Annotated in this window: 24 protein-coding genes and 1 pseudogene; 10 read left to right on the forward strand and 15 right to left on the reverse strand. The window is 74.1% G+C overall.

The features are described from left to right. Positions 1-74 precede the first annotated feature (74 nt). Entirely contained in the window at positions 75-1280 is a 1206-nt protein-coding gene (locus ACFWEG_RS05605; RefSeq protein WP_387209532.1) for a DUF2993 domain-containing protein, read from the forward strand. Between the two features lie 184 nt (positions 1281-1464). On the opposite strand, the gene ACFWEG_RS05610 is transcribed toward ACFWEG_RS05605, so the two are convergent. The 3 genes from ACFWEG_RS05610 to ACFWEG_RS05620 all read right to left on the reverse strand — a co-directional run bounded on the left by ACFWEG_RS05610 (position 1465) and on the right by ACFWEG_RS05620 (position 4013). Beyond that, on the reverse strand, positions 1465-2589 hold the full coding sequence (locus ACFWEG_RS05610) for a hypothetical protein (RefSeq protein WP_387209534.1): 1125 nt from the start codon (positions 2587-2589) through the stop codon (positions 1465-1467). 387 nt (positions 2590-2976) lie between these two features. Next, positions 2977-3432, reverse strand: coding sequence for a hypothetical protein (locus tag ACFWEG_RS05615; RefSeq protein WP_387209536.1), 456 nt, complete (start codon positions 3430-3432; stop codon positions 2977-2979). 62 nt (positions 3433-3494) lie between these two features. Further along, positions 3495-4013, reverse strand: coding sequence for a hypothetical protein (locus ACFWEG_RS05620; RefSeq protein ID WP_387209538.1), 519 nt, complete (start codon positions 4011-4013; stop codon positions 3495-3497). 217 nt (positions 4014-4230) lie between these two features. Here ACFWEG_RS05620 and ACFWEG_RS05625 point away from each other — a divergent pair. Next, positions 4231-4515 (forward strand): annotated as a pseudogene (locus ACFWEG_RS05625) (alpha/beta hydrolase); the annotation flags it as partial. A 91-nt stretch (positions 4516-4606) separates the two neighbouring features. Here ACFWEG_RS05625 and ACFWEG_RS05630 read toward each other — a convergent pair. The 4 genes from ACFWEG_RS05630 to ACFWEG_RS05645 all read right to left on the reverse strand — a co-directional run bounded on the left by ACFWEG_RS05630 (position 4607) and on the right by ACFWEG_RS05645 (position 8035). Beyond that, on the reverse strand, positions 4607-5293 hold the full coding sequence (locus tag ACFWEG_RS05630) for a deoxynucleoside kinase (protein ID WP_387209540.1): 687 nt from the start codon (positions 5291-5293) through the stop codon (positions 4607-4609). 232 nt (positions 5294-5525) lie between these two features. Next, positions 5526-6266: an SDR family oxidoreductase gene (locus ACFWEG_RS05635; protein ID WP_387209542.1), complete on the reverse strand. Its 741-nt coding sequence runs from the start codon at positions 6264-6266 to the stop codon at positions 5526-5528. A gap of 41 nt (positions 6267-6307) precedes the next feature. Beyond that, positions 6308-6988, reverse strand: a complete 681-nt coding sequence (locus ACFWEG_RS05640; RefSeq protein WP_387209544.1) for a TetR/AcrR family transcriptional regulator — start codon at positions 6986-6988, stop codon at positions 6308-6310. A gap of 105 nt (positions 6989-7093) precedes the next feature. Further along, the gene (locus ACFWEG_RS05645) at positions 7094-8035 is read right to left on the reverse strand and encodes a phytanoyl-CoA dioxygenase family protein (RefSeq protein WP_387209546.1); all 942 of its coding nucleotides are present in this window, start codon (positions 8033-8035) and stop codon (positions 7094-7096) included. A gap of 141 nt (positions 8036-8176) precedes the next feature. Here ACFWEG_RS05645 and ACFWEG_RS05650 point away from each other — a divergent pair, with 141 nt between their 5' ends. After that, positions 8177-9115 carry a helix-turn-helix domain-containing protein gene (locus tag ACFWEG_RS05650; protein WP_387209548.1) on the forward strand — a complete coding sequence of 313 codons (939 nt, stop codon included), beginning with the start codon at positions 8177-8179 and terminating at the stop codon, positions 9113-9115. A gap of 185 nt (positions 9116-9300) precedes the next feature. Here ACFWEG_RS05650 and ACFWEG_RS05655 read toward each other — a convergent pair whose 3' ends face one another. Genes ACFWEG_RS05655 through rpmG form a run of 3 tightly spaced genes read right to left on the reverse strand, consistent with a single transcriptional unit; the run spans position 9301 to position 10899 of the window. Next, positions 9301-10443 (reverse strand): CobW family GTP-binding protein, encoded by a 1143-nt coding sequence (locus tag ACFWEG_RS05655; RefSeq protein ID WP_387209550.1) that lies wholly within the window; start codon positions 10441-10443, stop codon positions 9301-9303. Continuing rightward, positions 10443-10688, reverse strand: coding sequence for a type B 50S ribosomal protein L31 (locus ACFWEG_RS05660; protein ID WP_387209552.1), 246 nt, complete (start codon positions 10686-10688; stop codon positions 10443-10445). Before ACFWEG_RS05660 ends, ACFWEG_RS05655 begins: the two co-directional genes overlap by 1 nt. A gap of 46 nt (positions 10689-10734) precedes the next feature. Continuing rightward, on the reverse strand, positions 10735-10899 hold the full coding sequence (gene rpmG / locus ACFWEG_RS05665; protein ID WP_387209554.1) for a 50S ribosomal protein L33: 165 nt from the start codon (positions 10897-10899) through the stop codon (positions 10735-10737). A gap of 74 nt (positions 10900-10973) precedes the next feature. Between rpmG and rpmB the strand changes: the two genes are divergently transcribed. From rpmB to ACFWEG_RS05700, 7 genes are all read left to right on the forward strand, one after another. Continuing rightward, the gene (rpmB, locus tag ACFWEG_RS05670) at positions 10974-11210 is read left to right on the forward strand and encodes a 50S ribosomal protein L28 (RefSeq protein ID WP_387209556.1); all 237 of its coding nucleotides are present in this window, start codon (positions 10974-10976) and stop codon (positions 11208-11210) included. Continuing rightward, positions 11210-11515, forward strand: coding sequence for a 30S ribosomal protein S14 (gene rpsN / locus ACFWEG_RS05675; RefSeq protein ID WP_387209558.1), 306 nt, complete (start codon positions 11210-11212; stop codon positions 11513-11515). The genes rpmB and rpsN overlap by 1 nt, the downstream gene beginning before the upstream one ends. A 452-nt stretch (positions 11516-11967) precedes the next feature. Further along, positions 11968-12741 (forward strand): VOC family protein, encoded by a 774-nt coding sequence (locus ACFWEG_RS05680; protein ID WP_387209560.1) that lies wholly within the window; start codon positions 11968-11970, stop codon positions 12739-12741. Between the two features lie 64 nt (positions 12742-12805). After that, positions 12806-14110, forward strand: a complete 1305-nt coding sequence (locus tag ACFWEG_RS05685; protein ID WP_387209562.1) for a PP2C family protein-serine/threonine phosphatase — start codon at positions 12806-12808, stop codon at positions 14108-14110. Positions 14111-14185: 75 nt separating this feature from the next. Next, a complete protein-coding gene (locus ACFWEG_RS05690; RefSeq protein ID WP_387209563.1) occupies positions 14186-14332 on the forward strand; it encodes a hypothetical protein in 147 nt (48 codons plus the stop codon). A 114-nt stretch (positions 14333-14446) separates the two neighbouring features. After that, positions 14447-15784 (forward strand): glycosyltransferase, encoded by a 1338-nt coding sequence (locus ACFWEG_RS05695; protein WP_387209565.1) that lies wholly within the window; start codon positions 14447-14449, stop codon positions 15782-15784. After that, entirely contained in the window at positions 15781-17892 is a 2112-nt protein-coding gene (locus ACFWEG_RS05700; protein WP_387209567.1) for a glycosyltransferase, read from the forward strand. The genes ACFWEG_RS05695 and ACFWEG_RS05700 overlap by 4 nt, the downstream gene beginning before the upstream one ends. 102 nt (positions 17893-17994) lie before the next feature. Here the strand turns inward: ACFWEG_RS05700 and ACFWEG_RS05705 are convergent, their stop codons facing one another. From ACFWEG_RS05705 to ACFWEG_RS05725, 5 genes are all read right to left on the reverse strand, one after another. Further along, a complete protein-coding gene (locus ACFWEG_RS05705; RefSeq protein WP_387209569.1) occupies positions 17995-18477 on the reverse strand; it encodes a hypothetical protein in 483 nt (160 codons plus the stop codon). 857 nt (positions 18478-19334) lie between these two features. Continuing rightward, positions 19335-21704, reverse strand: a complete 2370-nt coding sequence (locus ACFWEG_RS05710) for a glycoside hydrolase family 2 protein (RefSeq protein ID WP_387209571.1) — start codon at positions 21702-21704, stop codon at positions 19335-19337. Between the two features lie 76 nt (positions 21705-21780). Further along, positions 21781-22647, reverse strand: a complete 867-nt coding sequence (locus ACFWEG_RS05715; protein ID WP_387209573.1) for a carbohydrate ABC transporter permease — start codon at positions 22645-22647, stop codon at positions 21781-21783. Beyond that, complete coding sequence (locus ACFWEG_RS05720; RefSeq protein ID WP_387209575.1) at positions 22644-23597, reverse strand: carbohydrate ABC transporter permease; 954 nt, start codon at positions 23595-23597, stop codon at positions 22644-22646. The genes ACFWEG_RS05715 and ACFWEG_RS05720 overlap by 4 nt, the downstream gene beginning before the upstream one ends. An 85-nt stretch (positions 23598-23682) precedes the next feature. After that, a complete protein-coding gene (locus tag ACFWEG_RS05725) occupies positions 23683-24999 on the reverse strand; it encodes an extracellular solute-binding protein (RefSeq protein WP_387209577.1) in 1317 nt (438 codons plus the stop codon). Positions 25000-25046 lie beyond the last annotated feature (47 nt).

The following is a 25046-nucleotide window of genomic DNA, read 5'->3' on the forward strand; positions in this document are numbered from 1 at the left end:
CATTGCGCCGCAAACGGGCGGTTACCGGGAGCCGGAGTTGCGGGCGAGGCGGGGTCGCGTGATGGGATCACTCGATGCGACCCCCCACACGCATAGCGCACCGCACCGCCAACCCGTACGAAGAGCTCGCTCAACTGGCCGACCCGGAAACGGAGTTCGCCGACCCCGCGGCGAACTCGCGCTGGTCGGCCCGCCGTCGGGACGATCGCGACGAACCCGACACCTGGTCGCCGCCGAACCACCGCGCCCGCGGCCGCAGCAGCCTCACCGGCCTCTCGCGGGCCGCGAAGACGGTGCTCCTGTGCGCGCTGGTCGCCGCGCTGCTCCTGGTCGGCGACCGGTTCGCCGTGCTCTACGCGCAGAACGCGGCGGCGGAGAAGATCCGGTCGTCGCTGCACCTGGCGACCGAGCCGCAGGTGGACATCCACGGCTTCCCGTTCCTCACCCAGGTGCTCGACGAGCGGATCGACCGGGTCGACGTCGCCGTCCCCGACGTCTCCGCGAACCGGGTCTCGCTGGCCGAGGTCCGCGCGACCGCCCGCGACGTGCGGATCGTCGGCGACCTGCCGTCCTCGGTGAAGGGGGCGGTCGTCGGGTCCGTGGACGGCGACGTGCTGCTGTCGTTCGACGACCTCAACCGGGAGCTGGGCGCGTCGCAGGTCCGCTTCACCGAGAACGGTCGCGGCTCGGTGGACGTCGCCGGGGCGCTGCCGGTGGCCGGGCACGAGGTGCGGGTGCGGGCCGAGGCGCACGTCCGGCGCGACGGCGACCGGGCCGTCTCCACCACCCTCGACCACATGGAGCTCGACGTCCCCGGCATCGCCGTGTACCGGCCCGGCAAGGACCGCGCCCACTCCGGGCTGCGCCTCCACCCCGAGGCGGCGCGGGCGCTGGCGCGCGAGCAGGAGAAGGTGCGGGCGCTCCTCGAGGTGCCGGCGGTGGTGAAGCGGCTCGGGCTGCCGGAGCGGCGGGTGCGGCAGGCGTTGCGGAGCGAGGAGCAGATGCACGAGCTGACCGGTGCGCCGCGGTTCGCCGACGGTCTGATGAAGGCGAACCTCATCGATGTCGTCGCCGACCATCCGTGGCTTCTGAAGAAGGCGGGCATCGACCCCGGCATGGTCGCCGCGTTGCTCGCGCTGCGGCCGCCGGAGCTCTCCGAGCGGCTGTCGCTGTCCTTCTCGCTGCCGAAGGATCCTGACCGGTTGAAGCTGCGCCACGTCACCGTCGAACGCGACGGTATCCGCGCGGACCTCGCCGGCTCGGGCCTACGACTCGGCTGAGACCCGCCGCACCGGCCATGCGCGGCTCCATCGCGGTCCCCCGGCCGGCGGCATCACACGCCGGCCGGGCCGCATGCCTGGCCGGGCAGGCTGGTGCGGCTCGGTCCCGCCGGCGACGCGCGGTCGACCCGGCATCGACGGGACCTCCTGCCCGTCGTCTACCACGCGCGAAGGGGACGCGGCATCAGCCGTCGGACACCCGCTCACCCGGAGTCGCGCGGCGGGGGGTCGCGATGCCCGCCGCGCGGCCCGGGCGGAGGGTCCAGGGGACCGGCGCGGTGTTGGTGAGCCAGCCCTCGGCGAGGAGCTGAGCGATGACGAGCCCGCGCAGAGGGCGGCCCTTCAACCGCCAACCCGCCGCCTCGCAGAACTGCTTGACCGACGGCCCGTGCCCGTGCTCCGCGCGGAACGCCGCCGCGGTGCGCGCGGCGTGCGGACCGGGCGCGGGGTTCTCCTGCCGCCAGGCCTCGTAGGCGAGCCGCTGCTTCGTCGAGGCCTGCTCGGGGAGCATGACGCCGAGGAACGCCTCCGAGACCCGCGCGAGCGGCATCGCGCACAACGTGCACCCCTCGACCGCCTCGACGTGCCGCCGCAGCGCGGGGCTGACGCCCGCCTTCCACTCCTCGTAGCTCGGCCCGGCGGGCCGCGGGGCCGCCTCCGCGGCGCGCAGCTCCTCCGGCGTGGGGACCCGCCCCGACAGATGCCGTACGACCGGCTGGAGGACGTAGGAGCCGTCCGCCGACTCCGCCACGAACCCCTTCGCGACCAGCTCCGGCAGCGCGGCCAGGCAGTGCGCGGGCAGCTCCGGCGGGAGCGAGCACCGCAGGTCGGACCGGGAGTGCGCCGCGACGAACAGCGCGGCGAGCCGCGCGGCGACCGACGCCTTCCGCACCGGCTTCGCGGTGAGCGTCCGCACCGACCAGCCGGACGCGCGCGACCGCGCCTCCTTGCCGAACCGCAGCGGACGGTCCTCGCGCCCCGGCTCCAGCTCCGGCACCTCGACGGGCACCGGCGTCTCCGGCGCGGCCGTGCGCAGTGTGTCCACGTTCCGCCAGCCGAGCCCGGCGAGCGCGTCGAGCGCGGCGGGGACGTCGTCCAGGCGGAGCATGCGCAGGTCCTGACCGGAGACGTTGCCGACGCCGGCCCGCGCCGCGCGGATGCCGACGGTCAGCGCGAGCAGTTGGGCGTCGGGCGACTCCAGGGGCAGCGCGGCGACCCAGCTCAGCAGCTGTCGGGCGGCCCCGCCCTGCGACGGGGTCATCAGGAACGGCGGCGGCGCGACGGCCGGAGCGGCGGCGGTGGCAGGCATACCCTGCTCAACGCCCGTGCGCCGGGGAAGTCACCCCGCCCGACACACCCGGCCCCGGCCGGTGAGACGGCCGTACCGTCCCCTGGACACCTTCACGTCGGAGACGAGGCGGTGTTCCTCGGGACGGGGGTGGTGGTGCTGAGCGGGGGGGGGCGGGGAGGGTCGTTCTCGACGTTCCCGTCGGGTCGCCGCGGGACGGGGTGGCGAGTCGGCTTCGTGGCTCCGCCACGGGTACCGGGCTCCGCCCGGCGGCCTCAAACGCCGGCCGGGCTATGGATGTCAGGCCTCCGCACGCAGAACGGGCTCAGGTCTTCGGGCCACCACACGCCCGGTGCGCTCAGGCTTTCGGGTCACCGCACGCCCGCCGGGCCGAGGATTCCCCTCTTCTCACAGCCGGATGTCCCCGTGCACCGGGATCACCGTGTGGAAGCCCCAGCGCGTGCTGTACCGCGTCGCGAAGCGGTAGCGCTCGCCGACGTGGAGGAGTTCGTCCCCCTCGGGCAGGTCGACGGCGCGGCCGTCCGCGTCGAGGCCGCCCTGCTGGTTGACCACGATGACGCCCGTCAGGGAACCCTTGAGGGTGTGCTCGACGCGGACGTCGTACTGGGACTCGATGCCGATGCCGCGGTCGGACTGGCCGCGGCGGGCGGTGACGCGGCCGACGAAGAGGTCGTCGGCGGTGCGGGTGAGGGCCGCGGGGTCGGAGAGATCGACGGGGAAGGTGAGGGCGACGCGGGAGGGGGGCTCGGGCGGGGCGGGGGCGCACCCGGCGAGCAGGCCGAGCAGGAGCGCGCCGCACACGTGCCCGCGACGCAGGGCGGACGAGCGGCGCGCAGCGGACACCCGGCCACCACCGTCGGCGGACACCCGACCACCGCGCGCGGTGAAGACCCGGCGCACCGCCGTCAGCCCCAGAGGCGGTGGTAGGCGGCGCGGTCGGTGCGGGTGGGACGGCCGCCGCCGATGTCGACGCGCATGCGGGCGGCCATGAGGGAGCCGGCGCCCAGGTGGCCGATGCCGAGCGCGTGGCCCAGCTCGTGCGCGGCGGTCATGCGGCGCCAGCCGCGGGTGCCGAAGGGCTTGCCGTCACCGAGGAGCGCGGTGTTCATGATGACGGAGTCGGGGCCCGGACCGCCGCGCCAGAGCCCGACCCAGGCGACGTCGGGACGCGACTCGTCGCGCCACTCGAGGTCGGGGTCGACGAGCGCGGGCGCCGCGCCGATCCGCACCCGGTCGAGGCCGCTCTCGGAGTCGTACCAGACGTCGGCCGCCCACTCCCGCGCGTCGTCGAACTGCGTCGCGTCCGACCAGCGGATCTCGCCGTCCCGCACGGAGGAGTCCGCGTGGGCGGGTGCCGCGGCCGCGCAGACGGTGAGCGCCGCCGTGCCGAGGACCGCGCCCCAGCGGTGTCGTCGGTGCCTCACGCGCAGTCCCTCCGGGAAGGTGTCGATCACCCTCGGCGAGCATGTGACGACCTCGGGTGACGATCGGATCTGAACCGTAACAAGCCGCCCGCCCGCTCGCGCGATGACCGGGCCCGGCGCCGTACGCCTTCCGCCGCGGTGATCGGCCCGTGCCCGCGCACGCCTCCGCCGGGTACCCGGCGACCGGTCCCGGCGTCAGCGCGCCGCAGACGGCGGCGCGGTCGCGATCCCGTCGATCGTCGCCGACCACCGCGCCTCCGCGGGCATCGACGTCGAGCAGGACCAGGACGACCTCGACGCCGGCTCGCAGCCGGCCATGCCCGTGGCCGTCCTCCAGCATGACTGGGGCGCGCAGCTCGGCTGCGACGCCGCGGCGGTGTGGCGCGCTTGGGCCCCGGACCTCGACCTCCGCCTCACCGCCCGCGCGGCCGCGGGGCACTTCATGGCCGAGGAGGCGCCCGACGAGGTCACCGCGGCGATTCGGGACCTGCTGACCCGCTGACGGGGTGTGCGGCCCGGCCAGGGAGGCGGGCCCGCCCGTCCGGTCGGGTGCGGGCCCCGGCCGGGACGACCGCGTGCCGACGCCGGGTGCGTCAGGCGGGTTCCAGGTCGGCCCGGGCCGGGCGGAGGCCGGTCGCGGCGAGGGCGTCCCGCACCTCCCGGACGACGCGGGCCGCGTCGTCCGGGTTGTTCACGACGTCGGTGCGGTTCATGTCGATGAGGAGGACGTCGCTGGCCGAGTAGTGGAGGTGGACCCAGTCGTCGTAGCCGGACCACAGGGTCCGGTAGTACGCGACGAGGCCCGCGTCCTGCTCGAAGTCGCGGCCCCGGAGCCCGATGCGGTGCAGGACCGTCTCGAAGTCGGCGCGGAGGTAGACCATGAGGTCGGGCGCCTTGCGGTACGGCAGGCCGTCGATCTCGCGCATCATCTCCTCGAGCAGCCCCTCGTACACCCGCATCTCCAGGCTGCTGATGCGGCCGAGGTCGTGGTTGACCTTGGCGAAGTACCAGTCCTCGTAGATGGAGCGGTCCAGGACGTTGTCGCCCCGCTTGTACGCCTGCTTGATGGCGGCGAACCGCGTCTGCAGGAAGTAGAGCTGCAGCAGGAACGGGTAGCGCTTCGCCTGGATCTCCTCAGGCGTCGCCGTGTAGAAGAGCGGGAGGATCGGGTTGTCGTCCACGCTCTCGTAGAAGACCTCGCTCCCCAGTTCCCTGGCGAGCAGCTCGGCGACGCTCGTCTTACCGATACCGATCATCCCGCCGACGCAGATCACTGCCATTCCTCACTTCTCCCCCGACCGCCCGCAGCCCGCGGGCCCACGAACAACCGGCTCATCACTGACCCCACCGACACCACATGTGGGCAGGTGATCCTCTCACAACCCCAGATGTAGGGGACGACGGGGGCCGGTGGACACCCCGGCCGGAGAGCCCGGCTCGTCGCCGACACCCCCGGAGGTTCACGACGCCCCGCGCAGGGCCGACCGCCTCCGATGCCCCCCGGCGGGTCGTTCAGGCGAGGCCGCCGTTGGTGAAGAGGGTCTGGCCGTTGACCCAGCGCGCGGAGCCGGCGAGGAAGGCGACGGTCTCGGCGATGTCCTCGGGCCGCCCGAGGCGCTCCAGCGGCACCGCATTGGCGAGGCCGTCGACGGTCTGCCGGTCCTTGCCGTCGAGGAAGAGCGGGGTCGCGGTGGGGCCGGGGGCGACGGTGTTGACGGTGACGTCGCGGCCGCGCAGCTCGCGGGCGAGGACGAGGGTCAGCCCCTCGACGGCGGCCTTGGTCGCCACGTACGGGCCGTACTGCGGGAAGGAGGTACGGGTGACGGAGGTCGAGAACGTGACGATCGCGCCGCCCTCGCGGACCCGGCGCGCGGCCTGCTGCGCGACGACGAACGTGCCGCGCAGGTTGGTCCGCACGATCCGGTCGAACTGCTCCAGGTCGAACTCCGCGACCGGCCCGAGGGCCATGATCCCGGCGGTGTGCACGACGGCGTCGAGCCCGCCGAAGGCCCGCTCGACCTGGTCGAACGCGGCCTCCATGGCGCTCTCGTCGGCCACGTCGCCGCCGACGGCGATCGCACGGCCGCCCGCGCCGGTGATCTCCTCGACCACGGCCCGGGCCTTGGCCTCGTTGCCCGAGTAGTGGACCGCGACGGCGTGCCCGTCGGCGGCCAGCCGCAGGGCGGAGGCCCTGCCGATGCCTCCGGAGCCGCCGGTGACGAGGGTGACGCGGGTGGGGGTCGGGGTGGTCATGAGCTTCTCCTTCTGATGGCGGTCGGGCAGCGGCCGGACGGTCACCCGGCCTGCTGCTGGGCTCGTTCGAGCAGTTCGTCCAGGAGCGCGGCCTCGCCGGGGGTGTAGAGGTCCGACGCCCCCAGGTGGGCGCGCAGGGTGGTCGCCGCGACGGCGGCCGCCCGCGGCGCCGGGGACGCGCCGTCCACCAGCACCGCGCGCAGCGCGGCGTCCCGCGCGGCGGTGGACACCGCCGGGTCCGGGTACGTACCCGGGCGCAAAATCAGCCCGAGGGCGATCCCGCTGTTGGCGGCCATGACGAACCGGGCCGCGTCGGCCGGCGCCATCCGCAGCCTCCCCTGCGCGGCGAGGCGTTCCAGGATCCCGGTCAGCAGCCCCATCGCCTCCGCGGCGGCCGCGGGGGGCGTGCTCAGCGTGCTGCCGAACACCAGGCGGTAGGCGTGGGGGTGGGACAGCGCGAACGCGGTGTGGTTGTCCCACCCCCGCCGCAGGTCGTCGACGGGGTCCGCCGAATGCCGCGCGGCGCGCTTCATGGCCAGGTACTCGTCCCACACCTCGTCGACCACGGCGGACAGCAGCCCGTCCTTGTCCCCGAACAGCCGGTACAGCACCGGCTGCCCGACCCCCGCGGCCTCGCACACCGCCCGCGTCGACACGTCCCCGTTCGGCGACGCGGCGAGCAGCTCGGCGGCCCGGGCGAGAATCACTGCTTTCGTGTCCACGTATCGACGATAACAAGCCGTTCGTATCGATGCAACCCGTTAACTGTTATCGTCGATACGCGCGCCCCTCGTGGCCGGGCAGGACCCCTCACCCCGCGCCGGCGCTCACGCGGGGCCGTCCTGCCGGACCGGGACGTCGCCCGCGCTGCAGAAGGAGCCGGGGGTGTGGACGCCGTGGACGACGCGGAGTTCGGTCGCGGTGTCGCCGGAGGTGCGGGGGCGCAGGTCGGGGTCGGCGTTCCAGCGGAAGGCGTCGGCGCCGGGGCGGGCGGCGCGGTGGTGGTCGAGGGCGAGGGGCAGCAGCCGGAGGCGGGCGTCGACGAAGTCGCGGTCCCAGGGGCCCTCGGCGAGGATCTGCTCGGCGGCGCGGAACTCGTAGTAGACCGTCCGGCGCAGCCGGTTGCCGACGACCGGCTCGGAGCCGTGGACCAGCATCACGTCGTGGACGAGCACGTCGCCCGGCTCCATCTCGACGACGACCGCGCCGGGCACGTCCCACCCGTGGGCGTCGGCGAGCGCGCACACGTCCGTCGCACCCCGCTGGGACCCGGGGACGACCCGCAGCGCGCCCTCGCCGTCGCGCGAGGCGTCGAGGTAGACGTCGATGTTGAAGATCCGGTGGTTGCGCGGGTGCACGGCGTCCTGGTGCCAGGGGATGGGGGCTCCGTCGCCCTCGTCCTTGAAGACCAGCGACTCGTACGTGGGCACGAAGTTGCGCCCGGCCAGGCTCTCCGCGATGCCGAGGAGCTCGGGCGCGCCGAGCAGTTCGAGGGAGGCCGGCTCGCCCTTGCCGTGCAGGTAGTTGACGCGGAACAGCCGCCGGCCGCCGGGGCGTTCGGCGAACTCGTAGTCCACCGCCGCGGACGGGTCCCCGGCCGACCGGCGGCCCGCGGCCGTCCAGCGCTCGGACGCCGACGCGAGGCGCTCGACGAGATCGCGCGGGATGCGGTCGCGCAGGACGAGGTACCCCTGCGCGTCGAACGAGGCGATCTCCTCGTCGCTCAGGGCCCACGGGGACGGGGCGGGACGCGTGGCGGTGTCGGTCATCGGGGCTCCTGGGGTCGGATCGGCCCGGGAAGGGGTCGACAGCGGTGGATCCGGGTGGCACAGTTCCCGGCGCCTCCATGGAATCCCACCCGCGGCGGCCGTCTCCTCCCCCATCCACCTCCGACCTTCCCGGATCCTCAGATGCCCGCACCCACCTCCCCGGCGACGGACGACGCCTTCGGCCTGGCCTGCTGGCAGGGCCGCCCCGCGCTGATGGACCATCCGCACCGCCACGACGACATCGAGGTCAACCTCGCCGCCGACGACGAGCTGACGTACCTCTTCGGGGGCCGCGTCGTGACGCTGGGGCCGGGCGAGATGGCCGCCTTCTGGGCGGCCGTCCCCCACCAGCTGGTCGCGGCGGGCGGCTCGGGACCGGTGCACTGGCTCACCGTGCCGCTCTCCGTCTTCCTGGGCTGGCGCACCCCGGGCCTGGCCGTACGGCGCCTGCTCGCCGGGGAGCCGGTGGTCGCCCCGGCCCCCGCCGACCCGCGCGAACGCGACGCGGACGTCCTGCTGCTCCGGCGCTGGGCGGCCGACCTGGCCGCGGACGACGAGGCGCGCGGCATCGCCGTCCTGGAGATCGAGGCGCGGCTGCGCCGGCTGGTGCGGGCGGCGGACGCACGCCGGGCCGGACCCGGCGCGGAGGCCGACGACGGCGTCGGCACCGAGCCGCACGACCGGACCGCCGTCGCCCACGCCGCCCGCATGGTCCGCTTCGTCGCCCTGCACTTCCGGCAGCCGCTCACCGCCGACCGCATCGCCGCGGCGGTCCCCCTGCACCCGCACTACGCGATGACCCTCTTCCGCGAGGTCGTCGGCACCACCCTCACCTCCTACGTCACCCAGTGCCGGGTGGCGGAGGCGCAACGGCTCCTGGTGACGACCGACCTGCCGGTCACCGAGATCGGCACGGTGGCCGGCTTCGGCTCGCAGACCCGCTTCTACACCTGCTTCACCGCCGCCTGCGGCCGCCCTCCGGGCGGCTACCGCGCCCTCCACCGCGACCGCTACCGCACCCTGCACCCGGAGCCGCGGGGCCCGGGCGCGGGCCGGCGGGGGCGGGCGGGGCCCGGCTAGGGGGTGTCCGGCGGATCTTGCCCTGGGTCGCGGGGTCTGGCACGCCGATCTGCGGCGTTGTCGTCGGTCGCCGACGCTCCGCGTCGCTTCCCTCCTCCGCCTTGCACCTCGACGCACCAGACCCCGCTCGGCCCGACGCAGGTGGCGAGGCGAACTCCAGCCGGGCCAGATCCGCCGGACACCCCCTAGAGCAGGGCGTCGAACGCCGCGGGCAGGCGTTTCCAGGACTCGCGGCCCGCGGCGTACTCGGCGTCGGTGAGCAGGCAGGAGTCGAGGAGGCGGACGAGGCCCTCGCGGTCGAGGCCGGGGGAGGTGAAGACGAGGTGCTGGCAGCGGTCGCCGTGCTCCGGGTGCCAGTCGAGCGCGACGGCCGCGCGGCGCACCGGCGGGACCAGTTCCCAGGCCGCGTCCGGCAGCGAGGCGAGCCACGGGCCGGTGCTCTCCACGCACAGCGCGCCGCCGGCGGCGTCCCAGGCGAGCAGGGCGTCGGGGCGGTCGGCGAGCCAGAACCGGCCCCGGCTGCGCGCGGCCGCGCAGCACAGGTCCTCCAGCGCGGCGTGCAGCCGCTCGGGGTGGAAGGGCCGGTAGCGGCGCCAGACGAGGGTGGCGACGCCGGCGGCGTCGGCGTCCTGCGGCAGCAGCGCGCACGCCGGGTGCTGGGCGGCGGCGGCCGCCTCGACGTCGAACCCGGCGAACGCGAGTGCGGCGAGCGCGCCCGAGCCGGCCGCCACCTGGCGGGCCGTCGGGTGGAGTTGGGCGAGCAGCGCCCGGTCCTCGTCGTCCGCGTCCGCGCCGTCGACGAGCGCGAGGACGGGTGCGTACTCCAACTGCCGGGCCCAGGTGTCGCCGACGGTGCGCCGGTCGGTGGGCGCGGCCGCGAGCCCGGCCTCGGCGAGGTCGTCGCCGTCGGCGAGGTACGGCAGCACGAGCGCGGGGTCGACGGCGGTGACCACGTTGGTGAGGACGAACTCCTCTCCCCCGTGCGCCGCGATCACCTCCGCCATCGCCCTCGGCTCGACGGAGTCCCACAACTCGACCACGGCCAGCCGGTGTCGGCCTCCGCTTGCGAGCCGGTCCAGTTCGGGGACGAGGTCCTCGCGCAGGGCGCAGCAGGCGCAGTCGTTCACCAACGGGGCGTCAGCGGAGCCCAGTTCGCCGGCCGCGTCGCGGACCAGCCGGCGTACGGTCCCGGCCGCCGCCCCGCTCAGGTCGTGGTGCAGGGCGACGCTCCCGGGGACGGCCCGCAGGAGCCGGTCGACGACCTCCCGGCGGGCGTCGGCGTGCAGCCCGGCGACGAGGACGACGGGCAGGCGCGCGTCCCGCCCCATCACCGGGCCCCGTAGCGGCGCTCGAAGCGTTCGACGCGGCCCGCGGTGTCCAGGACGCGGGCGGTGCCGGTGTAGAAGGGGTGGCTCACCGAGGAGATCTCGACGTCGACGACGGGGTAGGTGTTGCCGTCCTCCCACTCGATCGTCTTCTCGCTGGTCATCGTCGAGCGGGTGAGGAAGGCGTGGTCGGAGGCGCTGTCGCGGAAGACGACGGGGCCGTAGGCGGGGTGGATGCCGGACTTCATGGCGGGCCTTTCTGTCGGGGGTCGGTTCGGGAGCGTGCCGGCCGGGTCAGCGCTCCTCGCGGAAGTCGACGTGCCGGCGGACGACCGGGTCGAACTTGCGGAGCACCAGCCGGTCGGGGTCGTTGCGCCGGTTCTTGCGGGTGACGTAGGTGAAGCCGGTCCCCGCCGTGGAGCGCAGCTTGATGATCGGGCGCTGTTCGTTGCGTGCCATGCGGGCTAGTATATGCAAATGATTTCCATTACCGACAAGCCGGTGGTGGAGCGACCGGAAGGCAGGCCACACCCATGTCCGCCCACTGCCAACTGACCGGCGCCCGGCCGGGCTTCGGCAACACGATCTCCCACTCGCACCGGCGCACCTCCCGCCGTTTCGACCCGAACATCCAGTCCAAGCGCTACTGGCTCCCCAGCGAGGGCCGCACCGTCCGCCTCACCCTCAGCGCCAAGGGGATCAGGACGATCGACGTCATCGGCGTCGAGGCCGCCGTGGCGCGCATCCGCGCCCGAGGAGGGAAGGTCTGATGGCCAAGAAGAGCAGGATCGCGAAGAACGAGCAGCGCAAGGCGACCGTCGAGCGGTACGCCGCACGGCGCGCCGAGCTCAAGGAGACCGTCCGCCGCCCCTCCACCCCGCCCACCGAACGCGCGACCGCTCAGGCCGAGTTGCGCCGCCAGCCCCGCGACGCGAGCCCCACCCGCATCCGCAACCGCGACTCCGTCGACGGACGCCCCCGCGGCTACCTGCGCGCCTTCGGCCTCTCCCGCGTCAACCTCCGCCGGCACGCCCACGCCGGCCACCTTCCGGGCGTGACCAAGTCCTCCTGGTGACACACCCCCGCAACCCGCCCCACGGGAGCGGCACACACAAGTACCGCCCGCCGAGGGCGGGTTGCACCAACGGCCGGAGGGCCGGTCCCCCGAGCACCATCCGCGTGCAGCCCCCCGCGACGCCACGGCACACTGCGTTGACGCGGACCGGCGGCGGGGAGCGCGCCCGGGGCGTCCGCACCGCTGGGCGGGTGCTCCGCGCTGCCCGGGTGTACCCCGGAGCCCTGCACACCTGACGGCGGGTCCGGTAAGGGGCTCGCGCGCGGCGACCTGCCCTCGCCCGTTCGGGTGAAGGCAGGCCGGGGCGGTCGGGGCAGGTGGGGCCGCCGCGTGCTCCGTACCGCGTCGTGCGCGGGCGTCCGGCTGCAGAGGCGGGGTGGCAGGGCTGGGGTCAGTATGGCCGGAGGGCAGGTCACGCACGGGGTCTGCCGGTCAGCGACGGAGAGGACGCGATGTCATCCGCGAACGACGTGGTGCCCGATCCCGGGGTGCCGTGCTGGGTGAACCTCATGGTGGACGACCTGCAGGCGGCGGAGGCCTTCTACGGCGCCGTCCTCGGCTGGGAGTTCCGGCCGGGTTCGCTGGGCGAGGGGTTCTCGACCGCGTTCTGCAAGGGCCGACCGGTGGCGGGCATCGGGTCCCGGCGGCCGGGCCTCGCGCCGAAGCCGATCTGGACGCCGGTGTTCGGTGTCGCGGACGCCAACGCGGCGGCCGGCAGCATCCGCGAGCGCGGGGCGACCGTCGCCGTCGGCCCCGCGGCGCTGGGGACCGGGCGGGCGGCGCTCGCCGCGGACCGGGAGGGCGCCACCTTCGGCATCTGGGAGGGCCCGACCCAGGTCTGGCCGCACGGCGAGGACGTCGGGGTCCGCCTCGACCTGCAGGCCTGGGACCTGTTCGAGGCGGCCGTGTTCTACGGCGGCGTGTTCGGCTGGGCCCGCGGCGGCCCCACCGGGGTGGAGGTCAGCTTCCGCGACGACCGCGTCGTCGCCGAGCACGCCGGGCACACCGCGGCGACGCTGCGCGGCGGCGCCGACCCCGCGTCCTCGGCCCTCCAGGAGCGCCCCCGCTGGCTGGTGACCTTCGAGGTCGAGGACATGGAGCGGGCCATGGGCGCCGCCGCGTCCGGAGGCGGCAGCAGGTCCGCCCGGCCCGCCGCCCTCACCGGCTTCGCCCGCACCCTGCGCGACCCCGCCGGATGCCTGTTCAACATCGCCCCCGCGGCGTGACGGGCCGCACCCGCCGCCGGGACGGCGGGCATGCCGCAGCGCGCGGCGCACGGAGGAGCGGGCCGTGGACGTAGCGCTGCAGCAGGCGCTGACCCGGCTGCTCCTGCTGGCCAACGCCGGGGACGCGCTCGGCAGCACCCTCGACCTGGCCAAGGGGCTGCGGCGGCTGGGCCGCAGCCTGGTGCCCGGGCTGGCGGACTGGTGCGCGGTCGACCTCCTGGAGGGCGGGCGGCTGCGGCGGGTGGTCGTGGAGCACCGCGACGCGGACGCGCTCGCACCCGGACTGTACGAGGGGCTCCTGCCGCCGCCGGCGGAGTCGTCCGCCTCGCTCCTCGCCCGCGCGCTGCGGGGCGTCGGCCCGATCCTGGAGACGCCGCCTCCGCCCCGCGGCGAGAACGGCGAGGACCCGCTGCTCGACCGCGAGCAGGAGCTGTACGAACGGTTCGGCGCGGCCTCGGTGGTCGTGGCACCGCTGACGGTGCGGCGCCAGGTGGTGGGTGTGCTGACCCTCGCCCGCGCCACCGACACCGGGGCCCTCGACCAGCACGCCATGCCCCTGGTCGCGGAGCTCGCGCACCGCGTCGCCCTGGCCGTCGACAACGCCTCCCTGCACGCGCAGGTGCAGCGGATGGCCGAACGGATGCAGCGCTCGCTGCTGCCGGTGCTGCCTGACGAGGGGCCGCTGCGGATGGCCGCCCGCTACCAGCCGGCGGTCGCCGCGGCGGAGGTCGGCGGCGACTGGTACGACGCGTTCGTCCTTCCCCGGGGCGCCACCACGCTGATCATCGGCGACCTGGCCGGCCACGACCTGAAGGCCGCGGTCGCGATGGGCGAGGTCCGCAACATGCTGCGCGGCATCGCGTGCGACCGGAAGGAGCCGCCGGGGCGGATCCTCGCCCGGCTGGACGCCGCCCACCACCTCCTGCACCCGCAGCGCACCCTGACCTGCATCTACGCCCTGGTCGAGAAGGCCGCACCGGCCGAGCCCTGGACCCTGCAGTACGCGGTCGCCGGCCACCCGCCGCCCCTCGTCGTCACCCCCGACGGCGACACCCGCTACCTGGAGGGCGGGCGCGGCCCGCTGCTCGGCGTCGCGCCCGACCTCCCGCGCCCCGACGCCACCGCCGCACTCCCCCCGGAGTCCACCGTCGTGCTCTACACCGACGGGCTCATCGAGCGCCGCGGCGAGGAGATCGACCGCGGGGCGACCCGGCTTCGCCAGCACGCCGCCGCGCTCGCCCGCGAGGACCTCGACGTCTTCTGCGACGAGCTCATGAGCGGACTGGCGTCCGGCAGCGCCGACGACGTCGCCCTGATCGCCGTCCGCGTCCCGGCCGAGGACGACCCGCCGGCCACGGCACGCACCTGACGCGGCCGGCGCGGCGGTCCTGCGCCCCGTTCCCGCATCACCGGGGCGGCGCCTGGGCTCGGCGGACGGGGCCTCATGCGCATCGTGCACACCCTCTCCCGGCGGGGGAGGGACACGACCTCCACGACGGAGCTGCCCGGGCTCCTCGGCCGCCCGGCCACCACCCTCGGACGGTGGGCCGCCGGCGACCAGCCCGTCTTCGAGTCCCGCTCATGGACCTGAGCCCGCATCCGAACGCGCACGGGGCGGCGAAGAACAGGCGAGTCCGTCCGCGGCGGCGGACACTCGGAGGAGGCCGGTGCGGGCAGCGGCCCGGTGCCGTCAGGAGAGGATCCCGTGGCTCGCATCGTCGTCGTCAGTCCGCCGTTCGCGTCGCACGCCGTCCCGTTGGCGGCCCTGGCGGCCGCGCTCGGCGCGTCGGGGGCCGAGGTCCACTTCGCGTGCGGGCCGCAGTTCGCCGGCCTCGCGCGGGACGCGGGGGTGGCGTTCGTCCCGCTGACCGTGACGCGCAACGCCAACACCGGGATCGCCGAGGCGACGCGCCAGCCGCCCGAGGAGGCGGCCCGGCTGGCGGAGTTCCTGGCCGCCACCCGCGACGGGGCCGTGCCGACCCTGCTCACCCAGGCCCGGCACCGGCGGGCCGACATGCTCGCCGAGCCCGAGGCCGTCCTGGACGAGCTGCGCGGCCTCGACGCGCGGCTGCGGCCCGACTGGTACGTCACCGACCAGCTGAGCTTCGCCGTCACGCTCGCCCTGCACTGCCTGCGCGTCCCGTACGCGACCTTCTGCCCCGGGCACCCCACGTACCTGCCGGCCGGCCCCGACGCCTACTTCGGGATGCCCTACGACTGGCCCGACGCGCTGCGGCCGGACCCGGCGGACGCGGACCGGCTGCGCGCGGCCGTGCGGGAGAACGACCGGGCGTTCACCGAGGCGTTCGGCGACTTCGCGCGCCGCCACGCGCCGGGCGCGCCCTCCCCCGGTCGCGCCTTCGCGCTCAGCTCACCGCACGCCGTCGTCCACGCCTACCCCGAGCTGCCCTGGCTGCCGACGCCGCCGCCCGGCCCCGTACGGCTCTTCGCCGGCCACATGGTCCCGGCGGACCACGCCCCTCCGGACGCCGACTGGTCGCGGCGGATGGAGCGGCTGCGGCGCCACGCGGACCGGATCGTCCTCGTCGCGTTCGGCACGTTCCTCTCGGCCCGCGACGACGTGCTGCGCACCGCGGTCGCGGGGGCGCTCGACGTTCCCGGCACGGGGGTGGTCGTGGCCGCGGGGTCCCGGGCCGGGGCGCTGGCCGACCTCGCCGGCGACCGGGCGGTGGTCGCGGAGACGGTGCCGCAGCGGGCCCTCCTCGACCGGGCGGACGCCATGGTCCACCACGGCGGGGGCAACTCCTTCACCGAGTGCCTGCGGGCGGGGGTCCCGGCGCTGGTGCTGCCCTTCTCCAGCGACCAGTTCGCCGTCGCACGGGACGCCGAGCGCTCCGGCACGGGGGTCGCGGCCGATCCCAACGCCGTCCGCCCGGCGGACGTGCGGGCCGCGCTGGAGGACCTGCGGGGGCCGGCGGGCGAGGCCGCGAAGCGCGCCTCCTCGGCGGTGCGCACCCGCGGCCCGGCCTGGGCCGCGGAGCACCTGCTCCGGGTCATGGCGGAGAGGGCGCCCCGGCGATGAGCGACGACGACCTGATCACCGCGCGGGCGGCGTTCTACCGCGACGAGCCCGACACGGGGCCGCCGTCCTCGGGGCGACACCCCGCGGGCGGTCTGCTCGCCGGGCTGCTCGCCGCCGAGTACGGGCCCGGCCCGCACGACGGGGACGGTGGGGACGGCCCGCGCGACCGGCCCAGCGGGCACGGCCCGTACGGAGGGGACGGCGGGAACGACCCGCACGACGGACTCGGCGGGAACAGCCCGTACGTCGGGCCCGGCCCGCACGACGGGGACGGCCCGGTCGGAGGCCCCACCCCCGACGACCTCGCCACCGCGTCGCTGCGCAGGGCCGTCCGCCTGGGCCTCGCCCCCGCCCCGTACGACCTCCTCGACCGCGCGCTCGACCGCCCGCACGTCGCCGCGCCGGTCCTTGAGCTGTGGCCGCGGGCGGTGCGGCGGCACGGCCCCGGGCCCGCACGCGACGCGCTGCGCGCGCGTCTCCTCGCCCCGGGCCCGCGGCCCGCGGAGGTCTCCGTCCTGCTCGAACTGGCCGCGGGTTCCGCGCTCCACCCGCTGACCGCCGAGGAGGCGGCCGCCCTCGCCGCCGCCGCGACCGACCGCCGGGAGCGGCACGCCCTGTGGCGCTACCTCCACCTGGTCCCCGGCGGCGCTCCCCACCTCCCCGCCCCGTCCGCCGCCGGCGACGTCTACGAACGGCTGCTGCTGAGCCCTCCGACGGCCCTCCCCAAGGTCGTGCCGAAGCCGGACGGCCTCCTCGTCGCCCAGACCATGCTGCTGGGCGGCCTCGACAGCCCGGGCCACGGGCTCAGCGGCGGACTCTCGGTGCTGCTCGGCGGCCTGGGCGACCACCTGGCGTCGACGAGCGCGGCGGCCGGCGTGCTGACCGTCGTGACGGCGGACCACCACGAGCTCGCGCGGGATCCGCGCCCCGTGCGGGAGCGGTCGCCGGGCCACTGGGTGCTCCGCCTGCCCGTCGACGCGCCGGCCGGTGCGCACCGGCAGCACACGCCCGCGCACCGTGCGGCGCTGACCTGGTGGGCGGTGCGCCTCCTGGGCCTGCTGCCCCGGCCGGTCGACGTGCTGCACGTGCGCTACGCCGACGACGCGAGCCTCGCCCTGGCCCGGGCGGCCGAACTCCTCGGCAGCCGGCTGGTGTTCACCGCCACCCCCGACCCGCACCGGCAGTTCTCCGAGCGCCACGCCCGCACCACCTCCGCCGACGGACCCGCGGCGGAGCGGCTGCGGGACGACCTGCACCGGGTCTTCGTCGCCGACCGGCTCGTGCACCGCGCACACGCCGTGCTCGGCATCCCGGGCCGCGGCGGGACCGAGGAGCTCCTGCGCCACTTCCCGCTGCTCAGGACGCACAACTGCGGCAAGGGCCCCGCGGCTCCCCCCGAGGGCATCCCCGCCTACCGCCCCGCCCCCGACGAGGCCGTGCGCCGCGAGGAGACCGTGGGCGCCCTGTTCGCGGGCGGCGACGGCGTCACCACGCTCGCGCCCGAGGACCGGCACCTGCCCCTGCTGCTCTCCGTCGGCCGGCTCCACCCGACGAAGCAGCAGGACCTGCTCGTCGACGCCTGGCTGCACGGGGGGTTGTGGCGGGAGACGACGCTGGTGCTGGTCGGCGGGGCCGTCGAGCACCCCTCGGACACCGAGCAGGACATGCGCGCCCGCGTGCACGCCATGCTGCGCGCGTACCCGGGGGCCGCGCGCCGCCTCGCGCTGATGCCGGCGCTCCCGAACGCCGAGGTCCGGCGTCTGGAGCACGCCCTCGCGGAGACGGCGGGCCTGAACGCCTGGTACGTGTGCCCCAGCCGCAAGGAGGAGTTCGGGCTGGCCGTCCTGGAGGCCATGGAGGCGGGCCTGCCCGTGGGCGCCACCCGGCGCGGCGGCGTCCCGCACTACCTGCGGGACGGCGTGAACGGCGTGCTCCTCGACACCTCCACCCGGCCCTCGCTGGCAAGCGGCCTGCGCCGGCTGGTCGCGGTCGGCGACGGGGAGCGGCGGCGGATGGCGGAGGCGGGCCGGCGGACGGTCCTGCGGCGCTTCTCCGTCGCGGAGATGGCCGACGTGCTCGCCCGCGAGTACGGGGACGTGTGCCTGTGAGCCGCCGCTCGCGGGCCGCTGCCGGGGCGGGCCGGCGCGGGGCGGGGCGGGTTGGGGCGGGGCGGGCCGGGTACGCCGCGTCCCGCCCGGCCCGCCCCCGGCTCAGACGCGCGGCGTCAGGCGGACGACGGAGAGGCGGTAGCGCCGCGCGGCGTCCTCCAGTTCCTCCCGCGTGGGCGGCCGGTCGACGGTGAGCGAGATGCCGAGGCGGTTCGCCTTGCGGTACCCGAGCCGGCCGAGCAACTCGGTGTACACGGCGGCGACGGCGGCGGGGTCCTCCTCCAGCGCGGCGCGCACGGGGCGCCGCTCGCCCCGGTCGGTGACCTCGATGTCTGCTCCCCCGCGGAAGTTGACCCGCCACGCGCTGTTGGTCAGCACGCACACCTCCCCGCCGCCGAGTTCCTGCCGCGCCGCCGGCACCTCGAAGCTCCGTCCCGACCTCCGGCCGGTGAAGTGCAGCAGCAGGAGCTGCTCCGCGGGGCCCTTGCCGCCCCGCGCGATCAGCCGCCGCATGACCGGGTTGACGATCTTCATCAGCACCTCGGGCGGGTGCTTGCGTACGACAGCGGGCCGGTTCGTCGACATCGGGGGCGCCTTTCCGCGCGGGGAAATCCGACCAGGAGGCTACCGCCCCGCCCGGTGGCGCCCGGCCTCCGTCCGGCGCGCGGCCGCGCGCCCCTTCGGCGGGTGGACGGCGGCCACGTCGACTCCATCCTCCCCTGACGGAGGTGGACGTCATCGCCGTCGGCGACGGGGTCGCCCGGCGTCAGGGGGCGGAGAAGTCGGTGCGGCGGACGGAGTCGGCGAAGTCGCGGGGTGCGCGTCCGAGCGCCTCGCGGACGCCGTCCGCGGGCCGGGCACCGCGCTCCTCCCGGCGGTGCCGGAAGAGCAGGACCAGTTCCTCGACGACCTCCTGGCACTCGTGGCGGTCCGCAGCCGCTCCACGATGCCGCCGGCCTCCCCATGTGCGGCCACCAGTGGGAACACCGACGCGCCGCCGGATCGGGCAGCAACGTGCCGAACAGGGCGGCATCGGAGAGGTCGGAGACGATCCTGCAGGCCGTCGCGGCACGGGGCGCGGAGGGCGTGTCGGCCAGCAGCATGGCCGTGCCGATGACGGTGTCCCGGGAACCCATGGCCCGGACGAGCAGCGCGGTGGGGGCGGGGACCGTGCCGTCCGGATCACTCAGGCCGCAGGGCCCGGCCGGCAGGGCCGGCCGGATGACGGTATCGAGGCCGTACGCGGGCGGTGGCCGCGCCCGCCCAACGCACCCATGCGATCCCCACAGCGGCTCCCTCGTCACGACGGCTCGGAGTGCTCCGACTTCCCCACCTGCCGGGCCCCACGCCATCACGCATCCGTTCCCACCACCCGCCCACCCGGACGGTCCCGGGCTTCCGGCGGACGCCGCCCGGCCGTCCCCGGCCGCTCCCACGGTGTGTCAGGGGCGCACCTCGTTGACGCAGCGCAGCACGGGGAAGGTCGTCAGGTCGTGCGGCCGCAGATCCCGTGCGGTGGAGACGCGGAAGGTGACGCTCTCCCCCGGCAGCAGCGTGACCAGCTGGTCGTCGACCGTCGCCTGCGGGTCCAGTCGATCGGGGAACAGCGCCAGTTCGCGCAGGATCGTGTGCGCCGTCACCCGGACCTCCAGACCGTCCGCGCTCGGGCGGGCGGTGGCGGTGAAGCGCGCGGGGGGCAGTTCCGACGCGGGATCCTCGGTGAAGAAGTGCAGGGCTCGCTCCTCGCCGAGCTGTGCGCTCACCAGCTCGCGTGCCGGCGTTCCCGCCTCCATCAGCTCACCGGTGAGGTCGATCCTCCGGACGGATCGGGGTGCGACGTCGACCCCGATGCCGCTCCGGTGGAGGAGGAGGTTGTCGAAGCCGAGCCGCTGCAGGACGAGTTCGCCGGACCAGGAGGTGTCGGTGTCGTTCACGAGCGCGAGTTCCCCTCCGGTGAAGGCGAGGAGGCGGGGTGCGTAGAGGCGCCGCATGGCGTACCAGAGCGGCTTGCGCCGTCCGTCGCCGTCGACGGCGGCCCAGGAACTCACCGGCCAGCAGTCGTTGAGCTGCCAGACGATGGTCCCCATGCAGTAGGGCATCAGGGCGCGGAAGTGCTGGATTCCATGGGTGAGCGCCCGTGCCTGGTTGAGCTGGGTGAGGTAGTGCCAGTCGTCGAAGTCGCGGGGTTGCGGAAGGTGGGCGCCCAGGCCCGCGAGCAGTTTGCGGTCGCCTCCCTCGGCCTTCTGGTGGCCGGCGCCGATGCCGAGCGGATCGTCGGGGCAGGACCGTCGCAGGGTGGCGTACGTCGGCGGGCCCTGGAAGCCGAACTCGGCGACGAAGCGCGGTGTGTAGGAGCTGTAGTGCGCGTAGTCCCTGCGGTTCCACACGTCCCAGATGTGGACGGTTCCGCGCGAGGGCTCCTGGGCGCGGACGTCCGGGGAGCCCGAGTACGGGCTGCCCGGCCAGTAGGGGCGGGAGGGATCGAGCTCGGCGACGATCTTGGGAAGGAGGTCGTAGTAGAACCCGGCTCCCCAGCTGCGGCCGGCCAGCGGTTCGCGCCAGTCCCAGTCCTGTTCGCCCTCGATGTTCTCGTTGTTGCCGCACCACAGGACGAGGGACGGATGACTGGACAGGCGTGTCACCTGGTGGCGGGCCTCGGCCTCGACCTCGCTGCGGAAGGGTTCCTCCTCCGGGTAGGCGGCGCAGGCGAAGGTGAAGTCCTGCCAGACGAGGAGGCCGAGCCGGTCGGCGAGGTGGTAGAACTCCTCCGACTCGTAGCGGCCTCCGCCCCAGACCCGCAGGAGATTGGCGCCGGCTGTGGCGGCCTGGTCGAAGCGCTCGGCCAGGCGCTCCTCGGTCACGCGGTCGGCGAAGCAGTCGTCGGGGATCCAGTTGAAGCCCTTGACGAAGACGGGCTTGCCGTTGATGACGAACCGGAAGGCCTCGGGGTCGACTTCGACGCTTCGGAAGCCGATCTCGCGGGTCCACCGTTCGTCTCCCACCCGCACGGTGAGCGGGTGGAGGGGCTGCTCACCGTACCCACGCGGCCACCACAGGGCCGGGTCGGCGACATCGAGGGAGATCACGGCACTGTCCTCACCGTCGGCGACGGTCACCGAGGCTTCCTTCCCCGCGAGCTCCGCGGTGACGCGGACAGGGGCGTCGCCCGTGCGCTCGACGCCGACGTGGACCTCGACGTGACCGGTCGCGTGATCGTCGGAGAGGGTGACCAGGGGACGCACGCCGGCTATCCGCGCATCCGACCAGCTGTGCAGCCCGATGGGTTGCCAGATGCCGGAGGTGACGAGGGTCGGCCCCCAGTCCCATCCGAAGTTGCAGGCCGTCTTGCGGATGTAGTTGAAGGGCTCGGCGTAGGGCCCGGGCCGGAAACCCATCGCGGCCCGGTGGGTCTCGGCGTACTCGTAGGGGGAGTCGAACCGTACGTGCAGGGTGTTCGTGCCGGCGCGCAGAAGCTCGGCGACGGGCCAGCGGTAGCCGCGGTGCATGTTGGCCGTCGAGCCGAGGACCGTGCCGTTGAGGGTGAGGGTGGCCACCGTGTCCAGGCCCTCGCAGACCAGGTCGGTGTGCGTCTCTCCCGTCGGCTGCCACGTGAAGCGGGTCTCGTAGCTCCAGGGGACGCGGCCGATCCAGTTCAGGCCGGCCTCGTTCTCGGCGAAGTAGGGGTCGTCTATGAGACCGGCGCGCAACAGGTCCGTGTGAACGCATCCGGGAACGGAAGCAGGCAGCTCCCGTATGTCCCGGGCGGAGTCCTCACACCTCAGCGTCCAGCCCGCATGCAGTGCCTGGTACATCTCTGTCTCCTTCGTGCCAAAGGGGCCTGCACGGGTCCTCCACGTGCAGTGGTCTGCTGGGGGGCGTGACCGCCCCTTACTTGATCGCGCCGGCGGCGAGGCCGCGGTAGATGAAGCGCTGGAGCAGGAGGAAGACGACCAGGGTCGGGATGATCACCAGAACCGCCCCGGCGGAGATCACCTCCCACTGCGCGCCGAAGGGCCCCTTGAACCGGAACAGGGACGTCGAGATGGTGCCGAGGTCCCTGGAGGGCATGTAGAGGAACGGGTAGTAGAAGTCGTTGTAGATGAAGACGCCCTTGATGATGACCACGGTGGCGATGGCCGGCCGCAGCAGCGGCATGATGATCCGCCAGTAGATGGTGAAGGTGTTGGCCCCTTCGAGTCGGGCCGCCTCGTCCAGGGAGATCGGAATGCTCCTCATGAACTGCACGAAGATGTAGATCGAGATGATGTCCGTGCCCAGGTAGAGCAGGATCGGCGCCCAGGGCGTGTTGTAGGCACCGAGTTGCTGGATGATCTGGTAGGTGGCGACCTGCGTCGTCACGCCCGGGACGAGGGCGGCGAAGAGGAAGAGGCCCAGGACGGGGCGCTTGAGCCGGAAGGAGAAGCGGTCCAGGGCGTAGGCGGTCATCGAGCCGATGAGGATGGTGCCGATGACCGAGAAGAACAGGATGAAGGTGGTGTTCAGGAGCCCGGTCAGCATCTTGCCGTCTTCGAAGGCGATGACGAAGTTGTCGAAGTTGAGCCAGTCGTCGGGCGGGGACAGAGGACCATCGTTGGCCATCTCACGGCTGGTCTTGAGCGAGCCGAGGACGATCACGCCCAGGGGCAGCAGCACCGCGGCGCATCCCAGCAGCAGCGACAGGTACGTGAGGCCGACGGCCAGTGCGGAGCGTACGGGGTGGAGGGATCGGGCCCTGAGGGCGGACGCGGCGGTCATGACAGCTCCACTCGGTCGTCGGGGACGAGGAGGCGTTGCAGGTAGGTCACCAGGACGACGAGGACGAGCAGGACCACGGCTCCGGCGGAGGCCAGGCCGACCTTGTCGAAGTTGAAGGCGAGCTTCAGGGTCTGGATGACGAAGGTCTCGCTGTTGTTGGCCCCACCGGTCATGATCAGCGGGATCTCGAAGACCGAGAGGGCGCCCGAGACCGCCAGGATGACGCTGATGCTGATGATCGGCTTGATGCTGGGGGCGATCACGTGGCGGAACTGGTGCCAGCGGCTCGCGCCGTCCAGCACGGCGGCCTCGAACAGCGCGGGTGGGATGGACTGGATCGCCCCCGTGAAGAGCACCAGGTTGATCCCCATGTACCGCCACACCGAGACGCCGGCCAGGGAGGAGTTGACCAGATCGGGGTCGCCGAGCCACTGGCGCTCGGAAACCCCGAGGGTGCCGAGCACGGCGTCCAGCGTTCCGCCGGGTTGGAAGAAGTACAGGAAGACGAAGCCGATCGCCACGCCGTTGAGCAGGTAGGGGAAGAAGAGGATCCCCTTGAAGAGGTTGCCGAGGCGGACATCGAAGCAGAGGACGGTGGCGAAGTAGAGGGCCAGGCCGATCTGCAGGAGTGCTCCGGCCAGGTAGTAGAGGCTGACGGTGAAGACGCTGAGGAACTCGGGCCTGGTGAACAGGTCCGCGTAGTTCTCGAATCCGATGTTGTCGCTGCCTCGGCTGAGTCCGTCCCAGTCCGTGAAGCTGTAGCTGATCAGGCTGGCCACCGGGATGTAGGTGAACACGGCGAGGAGCGCCAGCGGGGCGGCGAGGTACGCCCACTGCACTCTCTGGGGCCTCCTGCGCGACGCCTGGCGCGCAGGAGGCCGTTTGTGGGTGCGGAGCCGGCGGGGGGCCGCTTCGCTCGATCGCCGTGTCACGACGGGTTGAATGGTCATCGCGCTCCTCCGTTGCCACTGGGGGCGGTCGTGCGGCTCAGGGCCCGGGGGGGGATCCCGCCCTCGGGCCCTGAGGGAATGGACGTCAGCCGACGGTGGACTTCGCTTCCGACCACTTCTTGTTGAGTTCGGCGAAGATCGAGTCCCGGCTGCCGTCGGCGGCGCCGCGGGCGGCGTCGATGAGGCGCTGGCGGTAGTCCGGTGCGCTCAGCCCGATCTCGGACGCCTTATCGATCTGGTTCAGCTGGGACGTCTTCTTGCTGGCCATGTTGATGAACTCGACGTCCTGGGTCTCGAACTCCTGGAGGGTCTCGGGGAGCGGGGAGCCCTTGACGGTCGAGATGGACAACGCGCTCCGGGCGTCGCCGGACTCGTTCAGGAACCAGTCGATCCAGGCCCGGGCCGCCGCCTTGTGCTCGGAGTTCTTGTTCACCGCGAACTGGTAGTCCGGGCGCACGGGTGTGCACAGCGTCTCGCCGTCCCGGCTCGGGAACGGCATGAAGCCGATGTCCTTCGGGTCGGCGCCGGCCTTCTCCGCGGCCTGCCTCATCTGGATGACGGCCCAGGACCCGAGCTGCATCGTGGCGACCTTGCCCGTGCCGATCAGGTCCTTGGACTTCTCCCAGTTGGTCGTGGTGGGGTCCTCCTCGGACAGGCCTTGGTCGACGATGTCGAACAGCAGGGAGTCGATCGTGGCGAGCTCCTCACCCGACTTCCACAACTCGTCCGTCTCCACCATCCTGTCGGAGGCGTCCGCGTCGCATGTCGTGGCGCCGACGGCGTTCCCCCAGTTCGTCAGCGGCCACATGTCCTTGTAGTTCGTGTAGTACGGCGTCGCGTCCGTCTTGTCCTTGATCGCCTTGAGGGCGACGAGGAACTCCTTCGGGGTGCGCGGCCACTCGGTGACGCCGGCCTTCTCCCAGACGGCCTTGTTGTAGACGAAGCCCTGCGCCGTGGCGATGCCGGCCAGGCCGTACACCTGGTCACCGACCGTGCCGCGGTCGGTGAAGTCGTACTTCTTCGACAGGTCCTCGGGCGATCCCAACGGCGCGAAGAAGTCCGGGTACTTCCCGGCCTCCACCGAGTTCGGGATGAGCAGCACGTCGCCGTAGTCCTCGCCGGTCAGCCGGACCTTCGTCTCGCCCTCGTAGTCGGTGGACCCCTCGAACGCGACCTTCACCTCCGGGTACTTCTCGTTGAAGCGCTTGGCGTAGCCGTCGTAGGTCCCGTTCTCGACCAGGTCCGTGCGGTTGGTCAGCACCGTGATGCTGCCCGAGACCCTGGTTGGATCCGTCGGAGCGATGGCCGCCTCGGAGTCGGAGCCGCCGTTCGAACCGGACTGACAACCGGCCGCCGCGAGCGCGGCCACCGCGATGATCGACGCTGTCCACGGCTTTCGCATGCCGGACCACGTCCTCTCTGAGAGGTCTCCGCCGGAGCTCTCACGGG

Source organism: Streptomyces sp. NPDC060194 (assembly GCF_042728285.1).
Classification (GTDB): domain Bacteria; phylum Actinomycetota; class Actinomycetes; order Streptomycetales; family Streptomycetaceae; genus Streptomyces.